Source organism: Kosakonia sp. 1610 (assembly GCF_050435845.1).
Taxonomy (GTDB): Bacteria; Pseudomonadota; Gammaproteobacteria; order Enterobacterales; family Enterobacteriaceae; genus Kosakonia; species Kosakonia cowanii.
This window is the reverse complement of sequence record NZ_JBNDKZ010000001.1, coordinates 561,128-584,076: the sequence shown is the minus strand read 5'-3', so window position 1 is coordinate 584,076 and position 22,949 is coordinate 561,128. Positions and strand designations below refer to the sequence as shown.

Sequence of the window (22,949 nt, the reverse complement as noted above, 5' to 3'; positions counted from 1 at the left end):
CAACCTGCGAATACCATTAGGCTACGCCAGCGCTCTGTCAGTGACAATTCACAGAACCTATATGAAATGATTTAATCATAAAAAAAAGCCCTTGCCTTCAACGACCAACCTGGTTTACGGTAATTGCCAACATATGAATAAGCATTCATCGAGAATTTTATGAACCGCGTTCCATTTAAACACCACCATCATCACCATCACCCTGACTAGTCTTTCAGGCGATGTGTGCTGGAAGAGAGTCAGATCTTCCAGTGGTGCATGAACGCAAAGAGAGCCCCCGGAAGATCGCCTTCCGGGGGCTTTTTTTTGGACAATTTTTAGCAGGATTACAGAGGACAACAGAATGTTAGATAACTCGCGTTTACGCATAGCTATTCAGAAATCCGGCCGTCTTAGTGACGATTCACGCGAACTGCTGGCCCGTTGCGGGATCAAGATCAACCTGCACACCCAGCGCTTAATTGCCCTCGCGGAAAATATGCCGATCGATATTCTGCGTGTACGCGATGACGATATTCCGGGCCTGGTGATGGATGGCGTGGTCGACCTCGGCATTATTGGCGAAAACGTTTTAGAAGAAGAGCTGCTGACCCGCCGCGCACAGGGTGAAGATCCGCGCTACTTCACGCTGCGCCGCCTCGATTTCGGCGGCTGCCGCCTGTCACTGGCAACGGCGGTGGATGAAGCCTGGGACGGCCCGCTGTCGCTCAATGGCAAACGCATCGCTACCTCCTACCCTCACCTGCTGAAACGCTACCTCGATCAGAAAGGCGTGTCGTTCAAATCCTGCCTGCTGAATGGCTCGGTTGAAGTCGCCCCGCGTGCCGGTCTGGCGGATGCGATTTGCGATCTCGTCTCCACTGGCGCAACGCTGGAAGCGAACGGCCTGCGCGAAGTCGAAGTGATCTACCGCTCGAAAGCCTGCCTGATCCAGCGCGACGGCGAAATGCCGGAAGCCAAACAGCAACTGATCGACAAACTGCTGACCCGTATTCAGGGCGTGATTCAGGCGCGCGAGTCGAAATACATCATGATGCACGCGCCGAGCGAGCGTCTGGACGAAGTTATCGCCCTGCTGCCGGGCGCTGAGCGCCCGACCATTCTGCCGCTGGCAGGCGATCAGCAGCGCGTGGCAATGCACATGGTCAGCAGCGAAACGCTCTTCTGGGAGACGATGGAGAAGCTGAAAGCGCTGGGCGCCAGCTCCATTCTGGTGCTGCCGATTGAGAAGATGATGGAGTAAGGCCTCGCTGTGTGCGGCCTGCGGTCCCGTTTGCCAGATTAAGGAAAAAGAGTATGAGCTTTAACACCATCATCGACTGGAACAGCTGTAGTGAAGAGGAGCAGCGCGCCCTCTTGCTGCGCCCGGCGATCTCCGCCTCCGAAAGCATTACCCGTACGGTCGCAGAGATTATTGAAGAAGTGCGCGCGCGCGGCGATAACGCCCTGCGTGACTTTAGCGCGAAGTTCGACAAAACCCAGGTCGACGCGCTGAAAGTGACCGCGCAGCAGATTGAAGAAGCCAGCGCCCGCCTGGGTGACGAGATCAAACAGGCAATGGCGGTGGCGGTGAAGAACATCGACACCTTCCACACTGCGCAAATTCTGCCAACCGTGGATGTGGAAACGCTGCCTGGCGTGCGCTGCCAGCAGGTAACCCGCCCGATTGACTCGGTGGGGCTCTATATTCCCGGCGGCTCCGCGCCGCTCTTCTCGACGGTATTAATGCTGGCGACCCCGGCGCGCATCGCAGGCTGCCGCAAAGTGGTGCTCTGCTCACCGCCGCCTATCGCCGATGAGATCCTCTACGCCGCGCAGCTGTGTGGCGTGCAGGCGGTCTATCAGGTGGGCGGCGCGCAGGCGATTGCCGCCCTCGCCCTTGGCACTGAATCAGTGCCGAAGGTGGATAAAATTTTTGGCCCAGGCAACGCCTTCGTCACCGAAGCTAAACGCCAGGTGAGCCAGCGCCTCGATGGCGCGGCAATCGATATGCCGGCCGGTCCCTCCGAAGTGCTGGTGATTGCCGATAGCGGTGCAACGCCCGATTTTGTCGCGTCCGATCTGCTGTCGCAGGCGGAGCACGGCCCTGATTCGCAGGTGATCCTGCTAACCCCGGATAGCGAAATGGCATCACGGGTGGCGCAGGCCGTTGAGCGCCAGCTCGCCAACCTGCCGCGTGCGGAGACGGCCCGCCAGGCGCTTGCCGCCAGCCGGCTGATTGTGGCGCACGATCTGGCGCAGTGCGTGCAGATCTCAAACCAGTACGGCCCGGAGCACCTGATTATTCAGACCCGCGACGCGCGGTCGCTGGTAGAGAGCATTACCAGCGCCGGTTCGGTGTTCCTCGGTGACTGGTCGCCGGAGTCGGCGGGTGATTACGCCTCCGGCACTAACCACGTGCTGCCGACCTATGGTTACACCGCGACCTGCTCCAGCCTCGGGCTGGCCGATTTCCAGAAACGCATGACGGTGCAGGAGCTTTCGCGCGAAGGGTTTGCGCAGCTTGCCAGCACCATCGAAACGCTGGCGGCGGCTGAACGCCTGGCCGCGCACAAAAACGCCGTTACCCTGCGCGTCAAGGCGCTGAAGGAGCAAGCATGAGCATTGAAGAGCTGGCGCGTAAAAATGTCCGCGAACTGACCCCCTACCAGTCGGCGCGCCGCCTTGGCGGCAAAGGTGATGTCTGGCTGAACGCCAACGAGTTCCCGACTGCAGTGCCGTTCGATTTGTCGCAAAACGCGCTCAACCGCTATCCGGAGTGCCAGCCGAAAGCGGTAATCGATAACTACGCCCAGTATGCGGGCGTGAAGCCGGAGCAGGTGCTGGTAAGCCGCGGCGCTGATGAGGGGATTGAGTTGCTGATCCGCGCCTTCTGCGAGCCGGGCCAGGATGCGGTGCTCTTCTGCCCGCCGACCTACGGCATGTACAGCGTCAGTGCTGAAACCTTCGGCGTCGAGTACCGCACCGTGCTGGCCCGTGAAAACTGGCAGCTGGATCTGCAGGGCATCGCCGATAAACTGGATGGCGTGAAGCTGGTCTACGTCTGCAGCCCCAACAACCCGACCGGGCAGATTATCAACCCGCAGGATCTGCGCAGCCTATTGGAGATGACCCGCGGTAAAGCGCTGGTTATCGCCGATGAAGCCTATATTGAGTTCTGCCCGCAGGCGACCCTCGCCGGCTGGCTGAGCGAGTATCCGCACCTGGTTATTCTGCGCACTTTATCAAAAGCCTTTGCGCTGGCGGGGCTGCGCTGCGGCTTTACCCTTGCCAATGAAGAGGTGATCGCCCTGCTGATGAAAGTGATTGCTCCCTACCCGCTCTCCACGCCGGTGGCCGATATTGCTGCGCAGGCGCTCAGCCCGCAGGGCATTGCGGCAATGCGTGAGCGCGTGGCGCAGATCGTCGCCGAGCGGGCGTTCTTAGTGAATGCATTGCGTGATATTCCCTGCGTTGAGCAGGTGTTCGACTCCGAAACCAACTATATTCTTGTGCGCATGACCGCCTCAAGCGCGGTGTTTAAATCGCTGTGGGATCAGGGCATTATCCTGAGAGACCAGAACAAGCAACCCTCTTTAAGCGGCTGTCTGCGTATTACTATTGGTACCCGTGAAGAGAGCCAGCGCGTCATTGACGCTTTACGTGCGGAGCAAGTATGAGCCAGAAGTACCTGTTTATTGATCGTGACGGAACACTGATTTCCGAGCCGCCCACTGATTTTCAGGTGGACCGATTTGACAAGCTGGCCTTCGAGCCGCAGGCGATCCCGGTGCTGCTCAAGCTGCAGGCGGCGGGTTATAAACTGGTGATGATCACCAATCAGGATGGTCTTGGCACCAGCAGCTTGCCGCAGGCGGATTTTGACGGCCCGCACAACCTGATGATGCAGATTTTCCAGTCCCAGGGCGTAGAGTTCGAAGAGGTGCTGATCTGCCCGCACCTGCCGAGCGATAACTGCGACTGCCGCAAACCGAAAGTGAAACTGGTCGAGCGCTGGCTGGAAGAAGGCGCGCTGGATCGCGCCAACAGCTACGTGATTGGCGATCGCGCCACCGACATTGAGCTGGCGGACAATATGGCGATTGGCGGCCTGCGTTATAACCGTGAAACCCTGAATTGGGCGATGATTGGCGAGCAGCTGACCCGCCGCGACCGCTACGCACACGTTGTGCGTAATACCAAAGAGACGCAGATTGAGGTCAAGGTGTGGCTTGACCGGGAAGGCGGCAGCAAGATCAATACCGGCGTCGGCTTCTTTGACCATATGCTCGATCAGATCGCCACCCACGGCGGTTTTCGCATGGAGATTGCGGTGAAAGGCGATCTCTATATCGACGATCACCACACCGTTGAAGATACCGGCCTGGCGCTGGGCGAAGCGCTGAAGCTGGCGCTCGGCGACAAGCGCGGCATTAACCGCTTCGGCTTTGTACTGCCGATGGATGAGTGCCTGGCCCGCTGCGCGATGGATATCTCCGGCCGCCCGCATCTGGAATATAAAGCGGAGTTCACCTATCAGCGCGTCGGCGATCTGAGCACCGAAATGGTGGAGCACTTCTTCCGCTCGCTCTCCTACACCATGGCGCTGACCCTGCACCTGAAGACCAAGGGCAAAAACGATCACCACCGCGTCGAGAGCCTGTTTAAAGCCTTTGGCCGTACGCTGCGCCAGGCGATCCGCGTTGAGGGCGATACCCTTCCCTCTTCAAAAGGAGTGCTGTGATGAATGTGGTGATCCTCGATACCGGCTGCGCCAATCTGCACTCGGTGCAGTCCGCCATTATGCGCCACGGCTATGAGCCGCTGGTCAGCCGCGATCCCGACGTGGTGCTGCGTGCCGACAAGCTGTTTCTGCCGGGCGTCGGCACCGCGCAGGCGGCGATGGATCAGCTGCGCGAGCGCGAGCTGATTGAGCTGGTCAAAGCCTGCACCCAGCCGGTGCTGGGCATCTGCCTCGGTATGCAGTTGCTCGGGCGTTTCAGCGAAGAGAATGGCGGCGTCGACCTGCTGGGCATTATTGATGAAGCGGTGCCGAAAATGAACGATGTCGGGCTGCCGCTGCCGCATATGGGCTGGAACCAGGTCTACCCGAAAGCGGGCCATCGCCTGTTCCAGGGCATTGAGGATGGCGCCTACTTCTACTTTGTTCACAGCTACGCAATGCCCGTGAATGCCAGCACCATCGCCCGTTGTGATTATGGCGAGCCGTTTACCGCCGCCGTACAGAGCGACAACTTCTACGGCGTGCAGTTTCACCCGGAGCGCTCCGGGCGCGCGGGCGCGCAACTGCTGAAAAACTTCCTGGAGATGTGATGATCATTCCCGCTTTAGATTTGATTGATGGCAGCGTGGTGCGCCTGCATCAGGGCGATTACGCCCAGCAGCGCGACTACGGCAGCGATCCACTGCCGCGCTTGCAGGAGTATGCCGCTCAGGGCGCGCAGCTGTTACACCTCGTCGATTTGACCGGTGCGAAAGATCCGGCGCGTCGCCAGATCCCCTTGCTGAAAACGCTGGTGGCGGGTGTCACTGTGCCGGTGCAGGTTGGCGGTGGCGTGCGCAGCGAAGAGGATGTTGCCGCCCTGCTCGACGCGGGCGTGGCGCGGGTGGTGATTGGCTCGACGGCGGTGAAATCGCCTGAAACAGTCAAAGGCTGGTTTACCCGCTTCGGCGCCGACAAGCTGGTGCTGGCGCTGGATGTGCGCATTGATGAGCAAGGCACAAAACAGGTGGCGATCAGCGGCTGGCAGGAGAACTCCGGTGTGACGCTGGAAGCGCTGGTTGAGACCTATCTTGCCGTTGGTCTGCGTCATGTGCTGTGCACGGATATCTCCCGCGACGGCACGCTGGCAGGCTCGAATGTGTCGCTGTATGAAGAGATCTGCGCCCGCTGGCCGCAGGTGGCGTTTCAATCCTCCGGCGGCATTGGCGACATTAATGATATCGCCGCGCTGCGCGGGACAGGCGTGGGCGGCGTAATTGTTGGCCGTGCGCTGCTGGAAGGTAAATTTACGGTGAAGGAGGCCATTCAATGCTGGCAAAACGGATAATCCCTTGTCTTGATGTGCGTGATGGCCAGGTGGTGAAAGGCGTGCAGTTTCGCAACCATGAAATCATCGGCGACATTGTGCCGCTGGCAAAACGCTACGCCGAGGAAGGCGCAGATGAGCTGGTGTTTTACGATATCACCGCCTCCAGCGATGGCCGCGTGGTGGATAAAAGCTGGGTGACGCGCGTGGCGGAGGTGATTGATATCCCCTTCTGCGTGGCGGGCGGCATTAAGTCGATTGAGGATGCGGCGCAGATCCTCTCTTTTGGCGCGGACAAAATCTCCATCAACTCACCTGCATTAGCCGATCCTGATCTGATTACCCGGCTGGCGGATCGCTTTGGCGTGCAGTGCATCGTGGTGGGGATTGATACCTGGTTTGATGCCGCAACCGGCAAATATCACGTGAATCAATATACCGGCGATGAGAGCCGCACGCGTGTGACGCAGTGGGAAACCCTCGACTGGGTGCAAGAGGTGCAGAAGCGCGGCGCCGGTGAAATTGTGCTGAATATGATGAACCAGGATGGCGTGCGTAATGGTTACGACCTGGAGCAACTGAAAAAAGTGCGCGAGGTATGCAACGTGCCGCTGATCGCCTCCGGCGGGGCCGGCACGATGGAACACTTCCTTGAAGCCTTCCGCGACGCCGATGTCGACGGCGCGCTGGCGGCCTCAGTGTTCCACAAACAGATTATCAATATTGGTGAATTAAAAGCGTACCTGGCAGGCCAGGGCGTGGAGATCAGGGTATGTTAACAGAGCAACAACTCTCCCAACTGGACTGGGAAAAAACCGACGGACTGCTGCCCGCCGTGGTGCAACACGCGGTCTCCGGCGAAGTGCTGATGCTGGGCTATATGAACAAAGAGGCGCTGGCGAAAACGCAGGAGAGCGGCAAAGTGACCTTCTTCTCGCGCACCAAAGGACGCCTGTGGACCAAAGGCGAAACCTCCGGGCACTTCCTCAATGTGGTAAAGATAGCCCCTGATTGCGACAACGACACACTGCTGGTATTGGTCAATCCGATTGGTCCCACCTGCCATAAAGGCACTTCAAGCTGCTTTGGCGACACCAGCCACCAGTGGCTGTTCCTCTATCAGCTGGAAACACTGCTGGCTGAGCGTAAGAGCGCCGATCCGGCCAGCTCCTACACCGCCAAACTCTATGCCAGCGGCACGAAGCGTATTGCGCAAAAGGTTGGCGAAGAAGGCGTAGAGACGGCGCTGGCGGCAACGGTGAACGACCGCGCAGAGCTGACTAACGAGGCATCGGATCTGATGTATCACCTGCTGGTGCTGCTACAGGATCAAAATCTCGATTTGACGACGGTGATTGAGAACCTGCGCGCGCGGCATCAATAAGCTGTGGGCATAAAAAAACCGGGCAGTGCCCGGTTTTTCTTTTTTACGCTTTCGGTTGGTAGTTTCGCAGCGCGTTTCGCATTAGAACGAACCCAGAACCAATGATACCGCCGAGAAGCACAGCCAGAATCATTGTCAGTGCGCGACGCGGGCTGTCACGTTTAATCGGCAACGTGGGTTTCATCACGTAGCGATAACTGTGAATCGTGCCCGGTTTGATCTCGATTGTCTTCAGGTCCAGCAGGTTTTGCCTGGTTTTATAGTAATCGTCAGTAAAAACCAGCGGACGCGAAGATTCATTTCTGATCATCGACTCCAGCGCGGCGCTACCAAGCAGAAACATCGTATCCTGCGACACATTTTCCGTCTGCTGCACCTGCGGCGAGCGAACTTCCGCCTCTTTTGCCACCGACAGTGCCTGCATAATCTGTTTGATACGCAGATCTTTTTGCTCCTGCGCCACTTTTTCCTGGGTGGTCAGGGATTCAACGAGATCGTCGGTGCGTGACTTTATGTTGATCTCAAGATCATCAATCAACTCTTTCGCGATAAGCTCATCAACCTGCTGGATATATTCAGCCAATTTCTGCTGGGATTCTCTCGCACTAGAACCCTGGTAAGTCACTTTAAGCGGCAGCGGTTGTCCCTGGACCGCGGTACTTATAGCTAATTTTTCAGGAATATCCTGATTATTCAGGGTTTCAGAAAGAGCGGAAAACGCTGAGTTAAATCGGCCAATTACGCGTTGCTGTATGCCACTGATATCGAAATGATCGTCATTGGTTAGGATACTCATGGCGCTGGTATAATCAACAATCTGACCGGCATCTGGAGAACTGATAACCGCAACAGAGGTCCATTTCTCTTTTGCGAAGTTCAGGTAAGCAGCTGCAATAATTAAGCTGAGTACTATAGTGGCAACAACAATCCATTTCCCACGCCAGATCTGTATCAGCACATCAATCAAATCAATCTGTCCAGCCTCACCACTCTCTCTTGAGGAGTGATTATTCTTTTCGTCTGTCATAGCTACCCTAAATTAGAAGCGCTAAAAAATAGAGTGATAAAGCGCGAGTTTAGCGGTTCGCTCTTTTTTTGCTATAGGATTACGTGTAAATAAATGTTAGCGAACACTATTTAGGCACATCCGCAGATTTAGCACTCAAACTCCTGGTAATTGCACAACACGAGTATAAACCTCAATAACAACAAACGGCCCATTTGGGCCGTTTGGTTTGTTTAGGTTCGTGCTTAATCGTAGTTGAATAAGTCTCGGGTATAGACCTTATCTGCAACGTCTTGCAGCTCACTAGCCATGCGGTTAGAGACAATCACATCCGCCTCTTGTTTAAACGCTTCAAGATCGCGCACCACTCGCGAGTGGAAGAACTCATCTTCCTGCATCACTGGCTCATAGACGATGACCTGCACGCCTTTCGCTTTAATGCGCTTCATGATGCCCTGAATCGACGACGCACGGAAGTTGTCCGAACCGCTCTTCATCACCAGACGATAGATACCGACCACTTTCGGTTTGCGCGCCAGGATGGAGTCAGCAATAAAGTCTTTGCGCGTGCGGTTAGCATCAACAATAGCCGAAATAATGTTATTCGGCACCGACTGATAGTTCGCCAGCAGCTGCTTGGTATCTTTCGGCAGGCAGTAGCCGCCGTAACCAAATGAGGGGTTGTTATAGTGGTTTCCGATGCGCGGATCGAGGCAGACGCCCTCAATGATTTGACGCGTGTTCAGGCCAAGGCTCTCGGCATAGCTGTCCAGCTCGTTAAAGTAGGCAACGCGCATTGCCAGATAGGTGTTGGCAAACAGCTTGATCGCTTCTGCTTCGGTGGAGTCCGTAAACAGTACCGGAATATCTTGTTTGATAGCGCCTTCCTGCAGCAGTGCCGCAAAGCGTTCGGCGCGTTCTGAGCGCTCGCCAATCACGATACGTGACGGGTGCAGGTTGTCGTACAGCGCTCTGCCTTCGCGCAGGAATTCTGGCGAGAAAATGACATTATCAATGCCCAACTTCTCTTTAATCGACTGGGTGAAGCCCACCGGGATGGTCGATTTGATAATCATCACCGCCTGAGGGTTGATAGCGTGAACATCACGGATCACCGACTCTACGCTGCTGGTATTGAAGTAGTTGGATTTCGGATCGTAATCGGTCGGCGTGGCGATAATGACGTAATCCGCGTTGCGGTAGGCGTCATGTTTATCCGTGGTTGCGCGGAAATTGAGCGGCTTAGTCTGTAAATACTCCTCAATCTCTTTATCCACGATCGGAGAAATTTTCTCATTAAGCATATCCACTTTGGACTGCACAATATCGAGCGCAACGACTTCATGGTTCTGCGCGATTAGGATCCCGTTTGATAACCCAACGTAACCTGTTCCGGAGATTGTTATTTTCATTCGATAAGCAACTTTTGTCAGTGTATGAAACCGGAGGTGACGATCCCATCGCCACCGCTTTAAATCAATAACTGTTGGGGTTTTTACCTCTTCCGTTGAGAGGGTGTCAATAAGACAAACAGCGGCTGCGAAGCGCGCCCTGCCTGAGTTTGTGTGGCTTTATTCCTAAAAATAAATGCCCGATCCCCGTAATTATCGCGGTTTCGATGAAAAAAAGCCCGGTTGCGACAACCGGGCTTGTATAGAACGCAGGAATGATTATCAGATTAATCCAGCCATTCCGTATGGAATACGCCGTCTTTATCGGTGCGCTTGTAAGTGTGCGCGCCGAAGTAGTCACGCTGCGCCTGAATCAGGTTCGCCGGCAGCACCGCAGAGCGGTAGCTGTCATAGTAAGCAACTGCCGCAGAGAAAGTCGGCACCGGAATACCGTTCTGAACCGCATAGGCGACAACATCACGCAGCGCCTGCTGGTAATCATCAGCGATCTGCTTGAAGTAAGGGGCCAGCAGCAGGTTAGCGATAGCCGGGTTTTCTGCATAGGCATCGGTGATTTTCTGCAGGAACTGCGCGCGAATGATGCAGCCCGCGCGGAAGATCTTCGCGATTTCGCCGTAGTTCAGATCCCAGTTGTGCTCGTCAGAGGCGGCACGCAGCTGAGAGAAGCCCTGCGCGTAGGAGACGATTTTGCCCAGATAAAGGGCGCGACGTACTTTCTCAATGAACTCCGCTTTATCACCAGCCGGTTTAGACTGCGGGCCAGAGAGCACTTTAGAGGCCGCAACACGCTGCTGTTTCAGCGAGGAGATGTAGCGTGCAAATACCGATTCGGTGATCAGTGACAGCGGTTCGCCGAGATCCAGCGAGCTCTGGCTGGTCCATTTACCGGTACCTTTGTTAGCCGCTTCATCAAGGATCACATCAACCAGGTAAGTGCCCTCTTCATCTTTCTTAGTGAAGATATCTTTGGTGATGTCGATCAGATAGCTGCTCAGCTCGCCTGCATTCCACTCGCTGAAGGTTTTCGCCAGCTCGTCGTTAGAGAGGTTCAGGCCGCCTTTCAGCAGAGCGTAGGCTTCTGCGATAAGCTGCATATCGCCATATTCGATACCGTTGTGCACCATTTTGACATAGTGACCGGCACCGTCAGGACCGATATAGGTAACGCACGGCTCGCCATCTTCAGCTACCGCGGCAATTTTGGTCAGGATCGGCGCAACCAGCTCGTAAGCCTCTTTCTGGCCGCCAGGCATGATAGAAGGCCCTTTCAGCGCGCCCTCTTCACCACCGGAGACGCCGGTGCCGATAAAGTTGAAGCCTTCCGCTGAGAGTTCACGGTTACGGCGGATGGTGTCGTGGAAGAAGGTGTTACCGCCATCAATGATGATGTCGCCTTTATCCAGGTACGGCTTCAGGGAATCGATCGCGGCATCGGTACCCGCGCCGGCTTTCACCATCAGCAGAATGCGGCGGGGGGTTTCCAGAGATTCGACAAATTCTTGTACGGTGTAGTAAGGAACCAGCTTTTTGCCTGGGTTCTCGGCAACAACTTCTTCGGTTTTTTCGCGCGAGCGGTTGAAGATAGAAACGGTATAGCCACGGCTTTCGATGTTCAGCGCCAGGTTGCGCCCCATCACGGCCATACCAACAACGCCGATTTGTTGCTTGGACATTACATACTCCTGTCAGGTGTGGTCACCGCGCCACGTATGCGCGGCTTGAATGTGTCAGAGATGTTAACTCAAAATTCACTTCGCTAATAAACTTTATTTCACCAAGCTAACAGAGTAGTCATAATATAGAAATACTAAAACTAACCAGATGGAAGCTTTGATGTTTTAGCGCCGAGGCAGATAATTACTTTCTAAATATAGCTCGCCAAACATAATAGCAAAAGCAGTGAATGCTTTGATGAAGCGGCAACTTTTCAATCTCGCGATAGATAGACCATTGTCTTTTACTTTTTTTAAATTTATTTCGAGATATCGAGTTAGGCAAAATACGATACTGCATAAGCACTTGATTAACGAGATGAGCTTTTTTGCCAGTTTTAAGCAGTTTTAGCCATAAAGCGTAATCCTGTCCGGTTCTAAGTAAAGGCATTGTGATATCTGGAAATGCATTTTTCTTAAGTATAACTGTCGAGCATCCCAATGTTGCTTTTTTCTTTAACATATCATTATAACCAACAGAGAATGACTCGCCCTGTAAGTCAACACGTTGATTCAATGGATTGCCTTTTTCATCAATAAGTTCATACGCAGTAAATGAAAAATCAACACCCTCATTGTTACTCATGAACTCAACTTGTTTTCTAAGTTTTTCTGGAAGCCATAAGTCATCGCTGTCGATGAAAGCTATAAACTCCCCTGTTGCCTGACGAAGAGAATTATTTCTTGTCACAGCAGCACCTGAGTTCTCTGCGTTTTTAAAGACGCGTATTCTTTCATCATTTTTAGATAGATTAGACAACAAATCAAGAGTTCCATCCTCAGAGCAATCGTCCGTAACCAGCCACTCCCAATTTTTATAAGTTTGGTTCCTAATTGAATTATAAGTATTTAAAACTGTGTTAATAGAGTTATATGTAGGCGTAATGATACTAACCTTCGGATTCCCAGACGACATCTTAATAACACCTTGACTTTAAAATAAAACTCGCAATTTATCTTCCATACATTCGGAATCAACATCCAACGCACCAGTAAAATGCAAATTGATATTTTCAACGTCTCGCACAGAAGAATAATAAACAATTAAATTATGCTTATTCATAGCAGCAATCTCTTGTAAAGCTTTGAATCGCCCTTTTTGAATTAAGATTGGGGTGTTTTGTAGGAGCGCCATTGCATACCGCGTCGGATAAGTAAGCTCCTCGCGTAATTCTGACATCTTACCGTAAGAAACTAAAATAGCGTCGAACCCGGCACAAAACTTAGCAAGATAGCCGTCAATAATTTGCTCAAATGTAAACGGTTTGAAAAAGTTGACATTAGGATGTTCAATTTTGAAAGTTTTATTTTCCTGAACGTATATTTCAAAACCGGCATTAGCGAACTCAATTACATCTTTAGTAATATCATTAATTACTGATGAATTATCCAGAGTACCTAAAAAAATCATTTTTTTTGGAATGAGAGAGGTAGTAATGCTTTCTTGTTTATAGTATGAGTTGCGTGGAAAACTACATATAAAGCGCTTTATTCGATTTTTTTCCACCGAAATACTTTTCGAGAGGAAATTATCCATGCAGGAAGAGTGTGATAGCACCATGTCGAATGAATTAAAAAAGCACTCATCAAACCACAATAGAAACCCCGGGGTTGATTTGGTTGCATAATCGCGAATAGGGTATGTTGCAACATCAACTATATACTTAGGCTTTTCCTTTATGTTTTTATATATTTTTTTTATTGCATAAAACTCTTTTCGTATAGAAGTACCCCAAAAAAAAACAAAAGCATCAATGTCCTTGTTTTTTAAGAAGGCATTAATCCTTTTATCACGCCACAAAATGGCCCGGACAAATAAATAAATCTCATATATATAGCAAAAAAACTTACTAAGCTTAAGCCTGGATTTAGCCTCCGAATTAACCCCACTGTTATTTTGGAAGTTAAGGTTCAATACATCGCATCCACGGTAATTATCACAAGCTATTTTTTTTGATGTATTAATAACATCTACCTCATAACCCAGGTTAATTAAGCCAACGATATAACTGTGCGTAAAAATAGTGCTAAGTGACCCCACCACACATTTTCTTTTCATAATTAGACCTACTTATATTGATGATTATGATAGATTTCAATCATCCTCTCGACACAATAATCCCATTCATATTTGTTAATAACATTTTCCCGCCCAGCTTTACCCATCTGGATTCGTTTTTTGTCATCGCTCATTAATACCTCTATTGCCTTACTTAATGATTCTACAGAGTCTGGTTCGACAACAAACCCGGTATAGCCATCATTCACCACTTCAGGTAAGCCCCCAACACGAGTAACGATAACTGGCAATTCACAAGCAGAGGCCTCGACAATGGCAACACCAAAGCTTTCACTATCAAGCGAGCTAGGTGCGACATATATATCAAAAGAATTAAGAAGATGAGGAACTTCATTATTTTCAACCCATCCCAAAAACTTAACTTTATCTGCCAAGCCAAGCTGATTTGTTAAGTCTTCTAAATCAGGACGTAAATATCCTTTGCCTGCAATTTTGAGTTGGATATTCGTATAACCTTTACTAACTAGTGAACCGAATGCTCTAATTAGGTTTTCGATGCCGTATTTTGGTCTCAGCGTTTTAACTGTACCGATAGTAAAACTACATTCTTTATTCTCTTTTTGATCTTTTTTGAATTTATTTACATCAACACCAAAGGGTGTGATTTTTACAGTAACATTTGACTTAAGAGGAAATTTTCTTTTGACGAAATCCCCCATAACTTCGCTGGTTGAACAAATAACCGAAGCTCTATTCAAATTATGTTTAACTAACTTGTAATGAGCCCTGGATTTAAAAGGGAAGTCATATACATCTGATCCCCAAACAGACATAATAAACTTTTTCAGACCTGCAACTGATGCTAACGTACCGTAACCAGAGGCATAATGCACGTTAACGACATCAGGAGAAACTTCCTTAATTGTTTTTAGCAAAGCATTTCTATTTAAGAGATATCCTTTTAAACCTTTATAGGGCAGTTTGTGAAATATAACTTTCTCATGATATCCATCCATAGGAACTTGTTGCGATACCAAATGAATTTCTAAGCCTTTCTCTGCTAATCCGTTGCACCATTTTCGAGTATGAATACAACACGCAGAAGAAATTAACAATGCTTTCATTATTGCACTCCAAACGATTAAAAGCCGTCTCTTAATATTTTTTCAAACTTTGCTTTATCTACACTTTCACTTTTATAAGCATCAAGAACGATAGCAGTAATAAACCTGAAAAACTGTCTTACACTAACTTTATTTAATCGAACAATATTGAGCATTATTTTAATAAGTGAAGGCAACATCCATACATACCATTTCGCCCCTAGATAAGCCTTCATATTCACCAGTCGATTCAAATAATGTATATAGGCTTTTCTTAGTAATTTAGATTGATCGCCTGAAATACTTGCACCTACTTTGTGGTATATAATTGAATTCATATCACACAACATTTTTTTATTGAGCAGCTTTAAACGAAGCGCTAGCTCAATATCTTCTTCACCAAAAAAGAATTTTTCAGTAAACATACCTATAGTTAAGAATTCTTTTGCCCGGAATAAAATACAGCAACCTGTTGCAAAATTAATATTTATTTTTTTTACATTATCACTAATGTTTCTATAATCTGCATTCGCGTAAAAGTATTTTCTATTACCATACTTACTAATATCCCCACCACAATTCCAGATTTTATTTTTATTATGGAAATATCGTATCTGTGGTATTACTGCAATAACTTCACGCTTCGCCTCAAGTTCGCCTATCAATGATTGCAGAAAGCCATCGGTTACTTCCGTATCGTTATTTAAGAAGAGTATATACTGGTATCCTAATTGCTCAGCCAGATAAGCTCCTGCATTGCAAGCTTTAGAAAAACCATAATTAGTTTTCATTCTAATTAAATAAATTTTTAGAGATCTTTTGTGAAATAAATCGCTTTGTTCAACCTCTGCATTATTAGGAAAAGACGGGTTTGCAAATGTATCAACTACAGAAAGACCAAAGATATACTCGCGTAATGTATTATATTGCTCACAATCTGAATTGTTATCTATAATTATTAAATCAGTCTGATCCTCTGGATTATCTATTATACTTTTTATGCATGCAATAGTATCCGTTGAACCATTCCAGTTAAGTATTATTGTAGCACATTTGCTTTTCACTATTTTTACCTAAAAAGAGAATTGATAATATGAGAACATAGAGCGGAGCTTCATACGAAGCTAAATGGAAATAATAATATTCAAACCAAGAGAAAAAACCAAAACTAGTTATTAGCCAATATATGCTACAAGAAATCACATTGCTTCTTGAAATATAAAGCATAGATTGCAAGGCAACTAGAATCCCATAAAAAAATAAAGAAAAATAATCCAGATACATCCATAACGTACCAAACATAGTAAATACATTCGATTTATTTTTCATTTCATTATTTATAACATAATTTACAGGATTTATAGCTGACTCCATTGGTGATCCTGAAAAAAAGTTAATAATATTTACTATAGGAAGAACCAGAACAGACCAATCGGAGAAATTTGCGGTGTTATTTTCTTTTAAATATTCTGAAAAAGCACCAACACCACTAAAAAGATAAAAGAGAAAATGTTGATAAATCTGCCCCAACAATCCAACAGCATCAGAATTGGGATTACTTATTACACTCTTGAAATAATAAACCGCAAAGAAAAATATAAAGAGAAGGATAGAAACGAAAAAGGAATAAACCAAAAACCTTTTTGCATGTATTTTATTAAAATAGATATACATCAAAAAGAAATATAAAGATGGAATCATTATCCATGACTTTACTTGCTTCAAAAACAAACAAAAATAAACAAGAGCAATCAAGAGCAGAAAGGTTATTTTTTTAATATTCTTGTTCGCATAAGCGAGATAAATAAAAGGAGGCGTAATCATCAGGAATACTAAAGTATGCCCAACAAAGCCAGATGCCATTTTGTTTTCAAATTCTTCGCTTACCACGCCGTATTCACTCGCAAAACTAAATGCCATGCAGAGGATTACGATTGACATACACATAACAACAAAACAAAATGAAGCAGGCACCCTCAATACATCAACTACAGGAATAGTATTGTTATATGCATGCCTCATAATTACAACCATAAATATCTCAATAAAAGCTCCGAGCGCTGTAAATAAAGAAAAATAAAGATAAATATCTTCATTTAGAGTTTTAAATTGGAAGGACTCTCCAAAAAACTGATACAAAATAACTATGATAAACACGGGGGTGTTTATTATTATGTTATATGTTAGTCTTTTCCAAAAAACATAAGTCAAAGAAACAGTGAACACAAAAGAGATTATATATAATATAAGCATCTTTACCCTTATGCTTTTTTACTAAGCCATATCAATAAAAAACAATCTACTGATGTTCTGATAGACCATGCTATTGCTGCACCTTTTATACCAATAAATTGAATAAGTAATGATAATAATAGAAAATAAGGAAGAACCTCACATAAATGCAATAGCGCGGTCGTTCTGGATTTCCCTGCCGCCTGGATATCAGCAAAAGGAATTTGTGCAATACAATTAAAAAAGAAACCGACTATTAGGATTTGCAAAATCGATGCAGATAAACCAGAGAATGCTTCCCCCATCCATAAGGTCATTATATTCTCGGCAAAAAAAACACCTGTGAGGCATAATGGCAATATTGACATAACCATAAGGAAGTAAGCTAAGTTTTTCTGTTTCTTTTTTTCTTTTAAATCAACTAAATTACTTAGTTTTGGGAAAACGGCTCTGGATAGAGCTCCCGGAAATATTGACATTCTTTGTACACCTTCAGCAGGCGCCGTATAGAATGCAACATTTGCTGCACCTAACATATTTGAAATAAAAAAACGGTCCAGGTAAGCCATTAGCGGGCTTATTAGATTACTTATTGTGATCCATCCACCATACTTCAATAACCTAACTGATGTTTCTTTATCTAAGCTTACACCTGCACTGATAATATAGTTTCGGCATACTATTAAGGTTATAGTTAATGACAAGATTCTGGCAGTCAACAAACCAAGGACGGCAGATACCAACCCAACATTGAAAAATACGAAAAGAGCTGGCAACCCGGCTATAAATGAACTATTGAAACTTTTAATAATATTTATTTTTTTAAAATGCTCATACCCCTCCAGGATACCTAACCAAACTTGATTTAGTAAAAAAAAAGGTAAGGTTATACCAAGGATTTTCAGAGCTAGTAAAGTCTCGCCATGCAAGTTTTTTGCAGTATTTAAGAAATTTACAATTATAGGTGCAAAGATGAATATGCATCCACCACCAACCATTCCTAAGAAAGTAAGAATAATAGTCGAATTAGATACTATTTTATTCACTTCATCTTTGTTATCCCTGTAAAACGACACCTCTCTTATTACACCGCGTGTTAATCCTGCATCGAAAATACTTGCATATCCCACTAATGCAACTGCTAAAGTAAAAAGGCCAAACCTCTCCGGCCCTAGCGCCCTGGCTAGAAAGCCCAAGGCAGGGATTGCGATTGCAGAAGGAATCACATAACCACTTAAATTCCAGAATGTATTTCTAATTAGGCTCACTTACACATTCCTGTTAAATGCTGTCAATTGTTTTCGCAGCAAGATCCTTCTCAGATAAAACTAAAGATTTTATATTTGGCCAAGATATGTCAATAATCGGATCATTCCATATAATCCCTCTATCACTTTCAGGATGGTAATAATTTGTTGTTTTATAGACAAACTCAGCCGTTTCGCTCAAAACTAAAAATCCATGAGCAAATCCCTCAGGAATCCACAATTGACGTTTATTTTCTGCAGATAAGTTGACACCTACCCATTTAGCAAATGTCGGCGAATCTTTACGAATATCAACAGCAACATCGAAAACCTCTCCCACAACGCAACGCACAAGTTTACCTTGTGCATATGGTTCAAGTTGATAATGCAATCCGCGCAATACCCCTTTTGCCGACTTAGAGTGGTTGTCTTGGACAAACTCAACCTTTCGTCCGACAGCCTCCTCAAATACTTTTTGGCTAAAGCTTTCGAAGAAAAAGCCCCGCTCATCGCCGAATACTTTCGGCTCAAAAATCAATACATCGGGGATATCAGTCTTGATCACATTCATGCTTAATAACCTTTAATCATTTTTAGCAGATACTGGCCATAGGCATTCTTTTTCAGCGGCTCAGCCAGTTTTTTTACCTGCTCGGCATCAATAAAACCTTTGCGAAATGCGATCTCTTCCGGACAAGAGACCTTTAACCCCTGACGCTCTTCAATTGTGGCAATAAAGTTACTTGCTTCAATCAGGCTTTGGTGTGTACCTGTATCCAGCCAGGCATAACCACGCCCCATCATCGCAACAGAGAGTTTCCCCTGCTCGAGGTATAAACGGTTAATATCCGTAATTTCCAGTTCACCACGGGCAGAAGGTTTCAGGCTTTTCGCCATCTCAACCACACGGTTGTCATAGAAGTAGAGGCCAGTTACAGCGTAATTACTTTTTGGCTCAAGCGGTTTTTCTTCAAGGCTAATAGCCGTGCCCTGCTTGTCAAACTCAACGACGCCGTAACGCTCAGGATCGTTAACATGGTAAGCAAATACCGTTGCACTGCCCTCCTGATTGACCGCATCATCAAGCAGTTTCGGCAAATCATGGCCGTAGAAAATGTTATCGCCGAGAACCAGTGCGCAATCATCGTTACCGATGAACTCTTCGCCGATAATAAATGCCTGCGCAAGCCCATCCGGACTTGGCTGCACTTTATAGTGCAGGTTAAGCCCCCACTGGCTGCCATCGCCAAGCAGTTGCTCAAAACGCGGCGTGTCCTGCGGCGTACTGATGATCAAAATATCGCGAATACCCGCCAGCATTAGCGTAGATAACGGGTAGTAAATCATCGGCTTGTCGAAAATAGGCAGTAGCTGTTTACTGACGGCCATCGTCACCGGATAGAGACGCGTACCAGAGCCTCCAGCAAGAATAATCCCTTTACGTGTTTTCATTTCATCTTCTCACGCTAAAAACGCCTCCCAGAGGCATCTCAAATTAATTAAGCCGAGCCCATCGCGAATAACTCTGCCAGCATACGTTTCACCCCACTCTCCCAAGGTGGAAGTATGAGGTTAAATTCACGGGAAAATTTTTCTGTATTGAGTCGTGAATTATGAGGGCGTTTTGCGGGGGTAGGATACGCTTCTGTCGCGATAGCATTCACATTTTGTACTGCCAGCGAAATTCCGGCAGCGCGTGCCTCGGCAAACACCAATTCGGCAAACGCATGCCAGTTGGTGGTGCCGGAAGCTACGAGATGATAAAGCCCAGCGACGTCTGGTTTAACCAACGCGGTACGAATTGCATGGGCCGTACAGTCAGCCAGCAGTTCTGCCCCTGTCGGGGCACCAAACTGGTCGCCGATAACGGAGAGCGTTTCGCGCTCTTTCGCCAGTTTGAGCATCGTTTTAGCAAAGTTATTTCCCTTCGCAGCAAAGACCCAACTGGTGCGGAAAATCAGATACTTCGGGCAATATTGCTGAATAGCCTTTTCACCCGCCAATTTGGTTTCACCATAGACGTTGAGCGGCGAAGGCTCGTCGGTTTCGCGCCACGGCGTTTCGCCGCTGCCCGGGAAAACATAATCTGTTGAGTAGTGCACCAGCCAGGCATCTATCGCTGCCGCTTCGCGCGCAATCGCTTCAACGCTGGTCGCATTCAGCAGCTCGGCAAAATCACGCTCCGATTCCGCTTTATCAACCGCAGTGTGCGCAGCTGCATTGACGATAACGTCGGGGCGAACGCGACGAACCGTTTCTGCCACGCCCTGCGGATTACTGAAATCGCCACAGTAATCCTTCGAGTGAACATCGACAGCGATCACATGTCCTAAGGGGGCCAGCGCACGCTGAAGTTCCCAACCTACCTGCCCGGTTTTACCGAACAACAGAATATTCATCATTAACGTTTCTCGTAATTTTGCTCGATCCAGGTTTTGTAAGCACCGCTTTTGACGTTCTCAACCCAACGCTGATTATCCAGGTACCACTGCACGGTTTTACGAATGCCGGACTCGAAGGTCTCTTGCGGTTTCCAGCCCAGCTCGCGGCTAATTTTATCAGCATCAATGGCATAGCGGCGATCGTGGCCCGGACGGTCAGTCACATAGGTAATCTGATCGCGATAGGAGCTGGCTTTCGGCACGATCTCGTCAAGCAGATCGCAAATGGTGTGTACCACATCAAGGTTCTGTTTTTCGTTATGGCCACCGATGTTATAAGTTTCACCGGCAACGCCTTGCGTCACAACGGTGTAAAGCGCACGAGCGTGATCTTCTACATAGAGCCAGTCACGGATTTGATCGCCTTTGCCATAGATAGGAAGCGGTTTACCTTCAAGCGCATTGAGGATCACCAGCGGAATCAATTTTTCCGGGAAATGATAAGGGCCGTAATTGTTGGAGCAATTGGTCACAAGAGTCGGCATGCCGTAGGTGCGCAGCCAGGCGCGAACCAGATGGTCGCTCGACGCTTTTGACGCTGAATAAGGGCTGCTTGGCGCATAAGCGGTGTTTTCGGTAAAGAGCGGAAGCGGCTCATCGGGTTGCGCTTCATCCGGATGCGGCAGATCGCCATAGACTTCATCCGTTGAGATATGGTGGAAACGAAACGCCTGTTTGGCGCCTTTATCAAGAGTCGACCAGTACGCGCGCGCCGCTTCAAGCAGAACATAGGTGCCGACGATATTGGTTTCAATAAAATCCGCAGGCCCGGTGATTGAACGGTCAACGTGGCTTTCAGCTGCCAGGTGCATTACTGCGTCCGGTTTATGCTCGGCGAATATACGCGCCATCGCAGCAGCGTCACAGATATCAGCCTGTTCGAAAAAATAACGTTGGCTTTCGCTGACATCGCTAAGAGACTCAAGATTTCCTGCATAGGTTAATTTATCAACGTTAACCACAGAATCCTGGGTGTTATTAATAATATGACGCACGACTGCAGAACCAATAAAGCCTGCACCACCGGTGACCAGTATTTTCACGAGAATTATCCGTACTTGCTTGGCAATGTTTAGAACGCGCTCAACGGGCAAAAGGAAAAGAGTCAGAAACAAAAGGCACGCTACCGCCCCAGGCTTTCCAGCTACCCGTACGCTGTGTGAGACAGTTGACATAAATTTTGTCCGCGCCGACAGTAGCGTATTGCAGCTAACACAGGCACGAAAGGTTAAGCGGCTATTCTCCGCTGAAATAGCCCCGGAAACAAGGGAAAATCTTTCGCTCTTGAGCCCAAAAATGAGCGTATTTAACTTTTTTAACTGTTGATTTCCATGGTTAAAAAAATAAAGGGCAGTAAGAATAACCTGAGAGCATTATCCCTCAGCGCCACTCTTCACTGCCCTTGTAATCAAGTTTGCAGGACTTGATGTATCTATTTGATTATTGCGCCAGCAATTTCTGAATGCTATCGCGGAATTTCTGACCTTCTTTCAGGTTGCGCAGGCCATAGTTCACAAACGCCTGCATGTAACCCATTTTCTTACCGCAGTCGTAGCTGTCCCCGGTCATCAGCATGGCATCAACGGACTGTTTTTCCGCCAGACGGGCGATAGCATCAGTAAGCTGAATACGTCCCCAGGCACCTGGCTCGGTGTTTTCCAGCTCCGCCCAGATATCCGCAGAGAGCACATAGCGCCCTACTGCCATCAGATCGGAATCCAGCGTCTGCGGCTGATCCGGCTTCTCAATAAACTGCACGATGCGGCTTACCTTGCCTTCGCTGTCCAGCGGCTCTTTGGTCTGGATAACCGAGTACTCAGAGAGATCGCCCTTCATACGTTTTGCCAGCACCTGGCTGCGGCCGGTTTCGCCAAAACGCGCCACCATCGCAGCGAGGTTATAACGCAGCGGATCGGCGGTTGCCGTGTCCAGCACGATATCTGGCAGGACGACGATAAACGGATTGTCACCCACAATCGGGCGCGCGCAGAGAATGGAGTGGCCCAGGCCCAGCGGCTGCGCCTGACGCACGTTCATGATAGTAACGCCCGGCGGGCAGATGGACTGCACTTCCGCCAGCAGCTGGCGCTTAACGCGCTGTTCAAGCAGCGCTTCAAGCTCGTAGGAGGTGTCGAAGTGGTTTTCTACCGCGTTTTTTGACGAGTGGGTGACCAGAACAATCTCTTTGATCCCCGCGGCGACAATCTCGTCGACAATGTATTGAATCATCGGCTTGTCGACAATCGGCAGCATCTCTTTTGGAATCGCTTTTGTAGCGGGAAGCATATGCATCCCAAGTCCGGCTACCGGAATAACTGCCTTTAAATTAACCATTATTTCTTCCACCTATAAATTATTGATGA

Annotated in this window: 23 protein-coding genes and 1 other annotated feature; of the genes, 9 read left to right on the top strand and 14 right to left on the bottom strand. The window is 48.3% G+C overall.

Annotated features, from left to right (window positions below):
• Positions 1–159: 159 nt before the first annotated feature.
• The 9 genes from hisL to hisIE all read left to right on the top strand — a co-directional run bounded on the left by hisL (position 160) and on the right by hisIE (position 7,413).
• The gene (gene hisL / locus ABIC80_RS02650) at positions 160–210 is read left to right on the top strand and encodes a his operon leader peptide (RefSeq protein ID WP_128484015.1); all 51 of its coding nucleotides are present in this window, start codon (positions 160–162) and stop codon (positions 208–210) included.
• Positions 186–308: a sequence feature (His leader region), on the top strand. Its footprint overlaps the gene before it by 25 nt.
• A 35-nt stretch (positions 309–343) precedes the next feature.
• On the top strand, positions 344–1,243 hold the full coding sequence (gene hisG, locus ABIC80_RS02645; RefSeq protein ID WP_023479108.1) for an ATP phosphoribosyltransferase: 900 nt from the start codon (positions 344–346) through the stop codon (positions 1,241–1,243).
• 53 nt (positions 1,244–1,296) lie between these two features.
• Positions 1,297–2,601: a histidinol dehydrogenase gene (gene hisD / locus ABIC80_RS02640; RefSeq protein WP_429175340.1), complete on the top strand. Its 1,305-nt coding sequence runs from the start codon at positions 1,297–1,299 to the stop codon at positions 2,599–2,601.
• Positions 2,598–3,659, top strand: a complete 1,062-nt coding sequence (hisC, locus tag ABIC80_RS02635) for a histidinol-phosphate transaminase (protein ID WP_124967888.1) — start codon at positions 2,598–2,600, stop codon at positions 3,657–3,659. The genes hisD and hisC overlap by 4 nt, the downstream gene beginning before the upstream one ends.
• Positions 3,656–4,723 carry a bifunctional histidinol-phosphatase/imidazoleglycerol-phosphate dehydratase HisB gene (hisB, locus tag ABIC80_RS02630; RefSeq protein ID WP_094420912.1) on the top strand — a complete coding sequence of 356 codons (1,068 nt, stop codon included), beginning with the start codon at positions 3,656–3,658 and terminating at the stop codon, positions 4,721–4,723. The genes hisC and hisB overlap by 4 nt, the downstream gene beginning before the upstream one ends.
• Positions 4,723–5,313: an imidazole glycerol phosphate synthase subunit HisH gene (hisH, locus tag ABIC80_RS02625; RefSeq protein WP_023479202.1), complete on the top strand. Its 591-nt coding sequence runs from the start codon at positions 4,723–4,725 to the stop codon at positions 5,311–5,313. Before hisB ends, hisH begins: the two co-directional genes overlap by 1 nt.
• The gene (hisA, locus tag ABIC80_RS02620) at positions 5,313–6,050 is read left to right on the top strand and encodes a 1-(5-phosphoribosyl)-5-[(5-phosphoribosylamino)methylideneamino]imidazole-4-carboxamide isomerase (RefSeq protein ID WP_023479177.1); all 738 of its coding nucleotides are present in this window, start codon (positions 5,313–5,315) and stop codon (positions 6,048–6,050) included. The genes hisH and hisA overlap by 1 nt, the downstream gene beginning before the upstream one ends.
• Positions 6,032–6,808, top strand: a complete 777-nt coding sequence (gene hisF / locus ABIC80_RS02615) for an imidazole glycerol phosphate synthase subunit HisF (RefSeq protein WP_429175337.1) — start codon at positions 6,032–6,034, stop codon at positions 6,806–6,808. The genes hisA and hisF overlap by 19 nt, the downstream gene beginning before the upstream one ends.
• Positions 6,802–7,413 (top strand): bifunctional phosphoribosyl-AMP cyclohydrolase/phosphoribosyl-ATP diphosphatase HisIE, encoded by a 612-nt coding sequence (hisIE, locus tag ABIC80_RS02610; RefSeq protein ID WP_429175335.1) that lies wholly within the window; start codon positions 6,802–6,804, stop codon positions 7,411–7,413. Before hisF ends, hisIE begins: the two co-directional genes overlap by 7 nt.
• Positions 7,414–7,456: 43 nt before the next feature.
• On the opposite strand, the gene wzzB is transcribed toward hisIE, so the two are convergent.
• The 14 genes from wzzB to galF all read right to left on the bottom strand — a co-directional run bounded on the left by wzzB (position 7,457) and on the right by galF (position 22,920).
• The gene (wzzB, locus tag ABIC80_RS02605) at positions 7,457–8,440 is read right to left on the bottom strand and encodes an LPS O-antigen chain length determinant protein WzzB (RefSeq protein ID WP_429175332.1); all 984 of its coding nucleotides are present in this window, start codon (positions 8,438–8,440) and stop codon (positions 7,457–7,459) included.
• A gap of 224 nt (positions 8,441–8,664) precedes the next feature.
• Positions 8,665–9,831 carry a UDP-glucose 6-dehydrogenase gene (gene ugd, locus ABIC80_RS02600; protein ID WP_429175330.1) on the bottom strand — a complete coding sequence of 389 codons (1,167 nt, stop codon included), beginning with the start codon at positions 9,829–9,831 and terminating at the stop codon, positions 8,665–8,667.
• 266 nt (positions 9,832–10,097) lie between these two features.
• Positions 10,098–11,504, bottom strand: a complete 1,407-nt coding sequence (gene gndA / locus ABIC80_RS02595) for an NADP-dependent phosphogluconate dehydrogenase (protein ID WP_429175327.1) — start codon at positions 11,502–11,504, stop codon at positions 10,098–10,100.
• A 184-nt stretch (positions 11,505–11,688) separates the two neighbouring features.
• Positions 11,689–12,459, bottom strand: coding sequence for a glycosyltransferase family 2 protein (locus ABIC80_RS02590; RefSeq protein WP_429175325.1), 771 nt, complete (start codon positions 12,457–12,459; stop codon positions 11,689–11,691).
• Positions 12,460–12,477: 18 nt separating this feature from the next.
• Positions 12,478–13,602: a hypothetical protein gene (locus ABIC80_RS02585; protein ID WP_429175322.1), complete on the bottom strand. Its 1,125-nt coding sequence runs from the start codon at positions 13,600–13,602 to the stop codon at positions 12,478–12,480.
• A gap of 8 nt (positions 13,603–13,610) precedes the next feature.
• Entirely contained in the window at positions 13,611–14,687 is a 1,077-nt protein-coding gene (locus tag ABIC80_RS02580; protein WP_429175320.1) for a glycosyltransferase, read from the bottom strand.
• Positions 14,688–14,704: 17 nt separating this feature from the next.
• Positions 14,705–15,730, bottom strand: a complete 1,026-nt coding sequence (locus ABIC80_RS02575; RefSeq protein ID WP_429175317.1) for a glycosyltransferase — start codon at positions 15,728–15,730, stop codon at positions 14,705–14,707.
• Positions 15,699–16,700: a DUF6337 family protein gene (locus ABIC80_RS02570; protein WP_429175315.1), complete on the bottom strand. Its 1,002-nt coding sequence runs from the start codon at positions 16,698–16,700 to the stop codon at positions 15,699–15,701. Before ABIC80_RS02570 ends, ABIC80_RS02575 begins: the two co-directional genes overlap by 32 nt.
• 227 nt (positions 16,701–16,927) lie before the next feature.
• Positions 16,928–18,166, bottom strand: a complete 1,239-nt coding sequence (locus ABIC80_RS02565; protein WP_429175313.1) for a flippase — start codon at positions 18,164–18,166, stop codon at positions 16,928–16,930.
• A 13-nt stretch (positions 18,167–18,179) separates the two neighbouring features.
• Entirely contained in the window at positions 18,180–18,716 is a 537-nt protein-coding gene (gene rfbC / locus ABIC80_RS02560; protein WP_429175310.1) for a dTDP-4-dehydrorhamnose 3,5-epimerase, read from the bottom strand.
• A gap of 2 nt (positions 18,717–18,718) precedes the next feature.
• Complete coding sequence (gene rfbA / locus ABIC80_RS02555; RefSeq protein WP_429175308.1) at positions 18,719–19,597, bottom strand: glucose-1-phosphate thymidylyltransferase RfbA; 879 nt, start codon at positions 19,595–19,597, stop codon at positions 18,719–18,721.
• Positions 19,598–19,644: 47 nt separating this feature from the next.
• Positions 19,645–20,544 carry a dTDP-4-dehydrorhamnose reductase gene (gene rfbD / locus ABIC80_RS02550; RefSeq protein ID WP_429176455.1) on the bottom strand — a complete coding sequence of 300 codons (900 nt, stop codon included), beginning with the start codon at positions 20,542–20,544 and terminating at the stop codon, positions 19,645–19,647.
• A gap of 2 nt (positions 20,545–20,546) precedes the next feature.
• Positions 20,547–21,629, bottom strand: coding sequence for a dTDP-glucose 4,6-dehydratase (gene rfbB, locus ABIC80_RS02545; RefSeq protein ID WP_429175305.1), 1,083 nt, complete (start codon positions 21,627–21,629; stop codon positions 20,547–20,549).
• Positions 21,630–22,026: 397 nt separating this feature from the next.
• Positions 22,027–22,920, bottom strand: a complete 894-nt coding sequence (galF, locus tag ABIC80_RS02540; protein WP_094420942.1) for a GalU regulator GalF — start codon at positions 22,918–22,920, stop codon at positions 22,027–22,029.
• Between the last annotated feature and the right edge of the window lie 29 nt (positions 22,921–22,949).

What these genes read in the sequence shown, in the direction of transcription:
- hisA (WP_023479177.1), top strand. Translation starts at nt 5,313, where the DNA reads ATGATCATTCCCGCTTTAGATTTGATTGATGGCAGCGTGGTGCGCCTG.
- rfbC (WP_429175310.1), bottom strand. Translation starts at nt 18,716, where the DNA reads ATGAATGTGATCAAGACTGATATCCCCGATGTATTGATTTTTGAGCCG.
- gndA (WP_429175327.1), bottom strand. Translation starts at nt 11,504, where the DNA reads ATGTCCAAGCAACAAATCGGCGTTGTTGGTATGGCCGTGATGGGGCGC.
- wzzB (WP_429175332.1), bottom strand. Translation starts at nt 8,440, where the DNA reads ATGACAGACGAAAAGAATAATCACTCCTCAAGAGAGAGTGGTGAGGCT.
- ABIC80_RS02585 (WP_429175322.1), bottom strand. Translation starts at nt 13,602, where the DNA reads ATGAAAAGAAAATGTGTGGTGGGGTCACTTAGCACTATTTTTACGCAC.
- hisC (WP_124967888.1), top strand. Translation starts at nt 2,598, where the DNA reads ATGAGCATTGAAGAGCTGGCGCGTAAAAATGTCCGCGAACTGACCCCC.
- hisH (WP_023479202.1), top strand. Translation starts at nt 4,723, where the DNA reads ATGAATGTGGTGATCCTCGATACCGGCTGCGCCAATCTGCACTCGGTG.
- hisB (WP_094420912.1), top strand. Translation starts at nt 3,656, where the DNA reads ATGAGCCAGAAGTACCTGTTTATTGATCGTGACGGAACACTGATTTCC.
- ABIC80_RS02590 (WP_429175325.1), bottom strand. Translation starts at nt 12,459, where the DNA reads ATGTCGTCTGGGAATCCGAAGGTTAGTATCATTACGCCTACATATAAC.
- rfbD (WP_429176455.1), bottom strand. Translation starts at nt 20,544, where the DNA reads ATGAATATTCTGTTGTTCGGTAAAACCGGGCAGGTAGGTTGGGAACTT.
- hisIE (WP_429175335.1), top strand. Translation starts at nt 6,802, where the DNA reads ATGTTAACAGAGCAACAACTCTCCCAACTGGACTGGGAAAAAACCGAC.
- rfbA (WP_429175308.1), bottom strand. Translation starts at nt 19,597, where the DNA reads ATGAAAACACGTAAAGGGATTATTCTTGCTGGAGGCTCTGGTACGCGT.
- ABIC80_RS02580 (WP_429175320.1), bottom strand. Translation starts at nt 14,687, where the DNA reads ATGAAAGCATTGTTAATTTCTTCTGCGTGTTGTATTCATACTCGAAAA.
- hisD (WP_429175340.1), top strand. Translation starts at nt 1,297, where the DNA reads ATGAGCTTTAACACCATCATCGACTGGAACAGCTGTAGTGAAGAGGAG.
- ABIC80_RS02570 (WP_429175315.1), bottom strand. Translation starts at nt 16,700, where the DNA reads ATGGTTGTAATTATGAGGCATGCATATAACAATACTATTCCTGTAGTT.
- hisF (WP_429175337.1), top strand. Translation starts at nt 6,032, where the DNA reads ATGCTGGCAAAACGGATAATCCCTTGTCTTGATGTGCGTGATGGCCAG.
- hisG (WP_023479108.1), top strand. Translation starts at nt 344, where the DNA reads ATGTTAGATAACTCGCGTTTACGCATAGCTATTCAGAAATCCGGCCGT.
- ugd (WP_429175330.1), bottom strand. Translation starts at nt 9,831, where the DNA reads ATGAAAATAACAATCTCCGGAACAGGTTACGTTGGGTTATCAAACGGG.
- galF (WP_094420942.1), bottom strand. Translation starts at nt 22,920, where the DNA reads ATGGTTAATTTAAAGGCAGTTATTCCGGTAGCCGGACTTGGGATGCAT.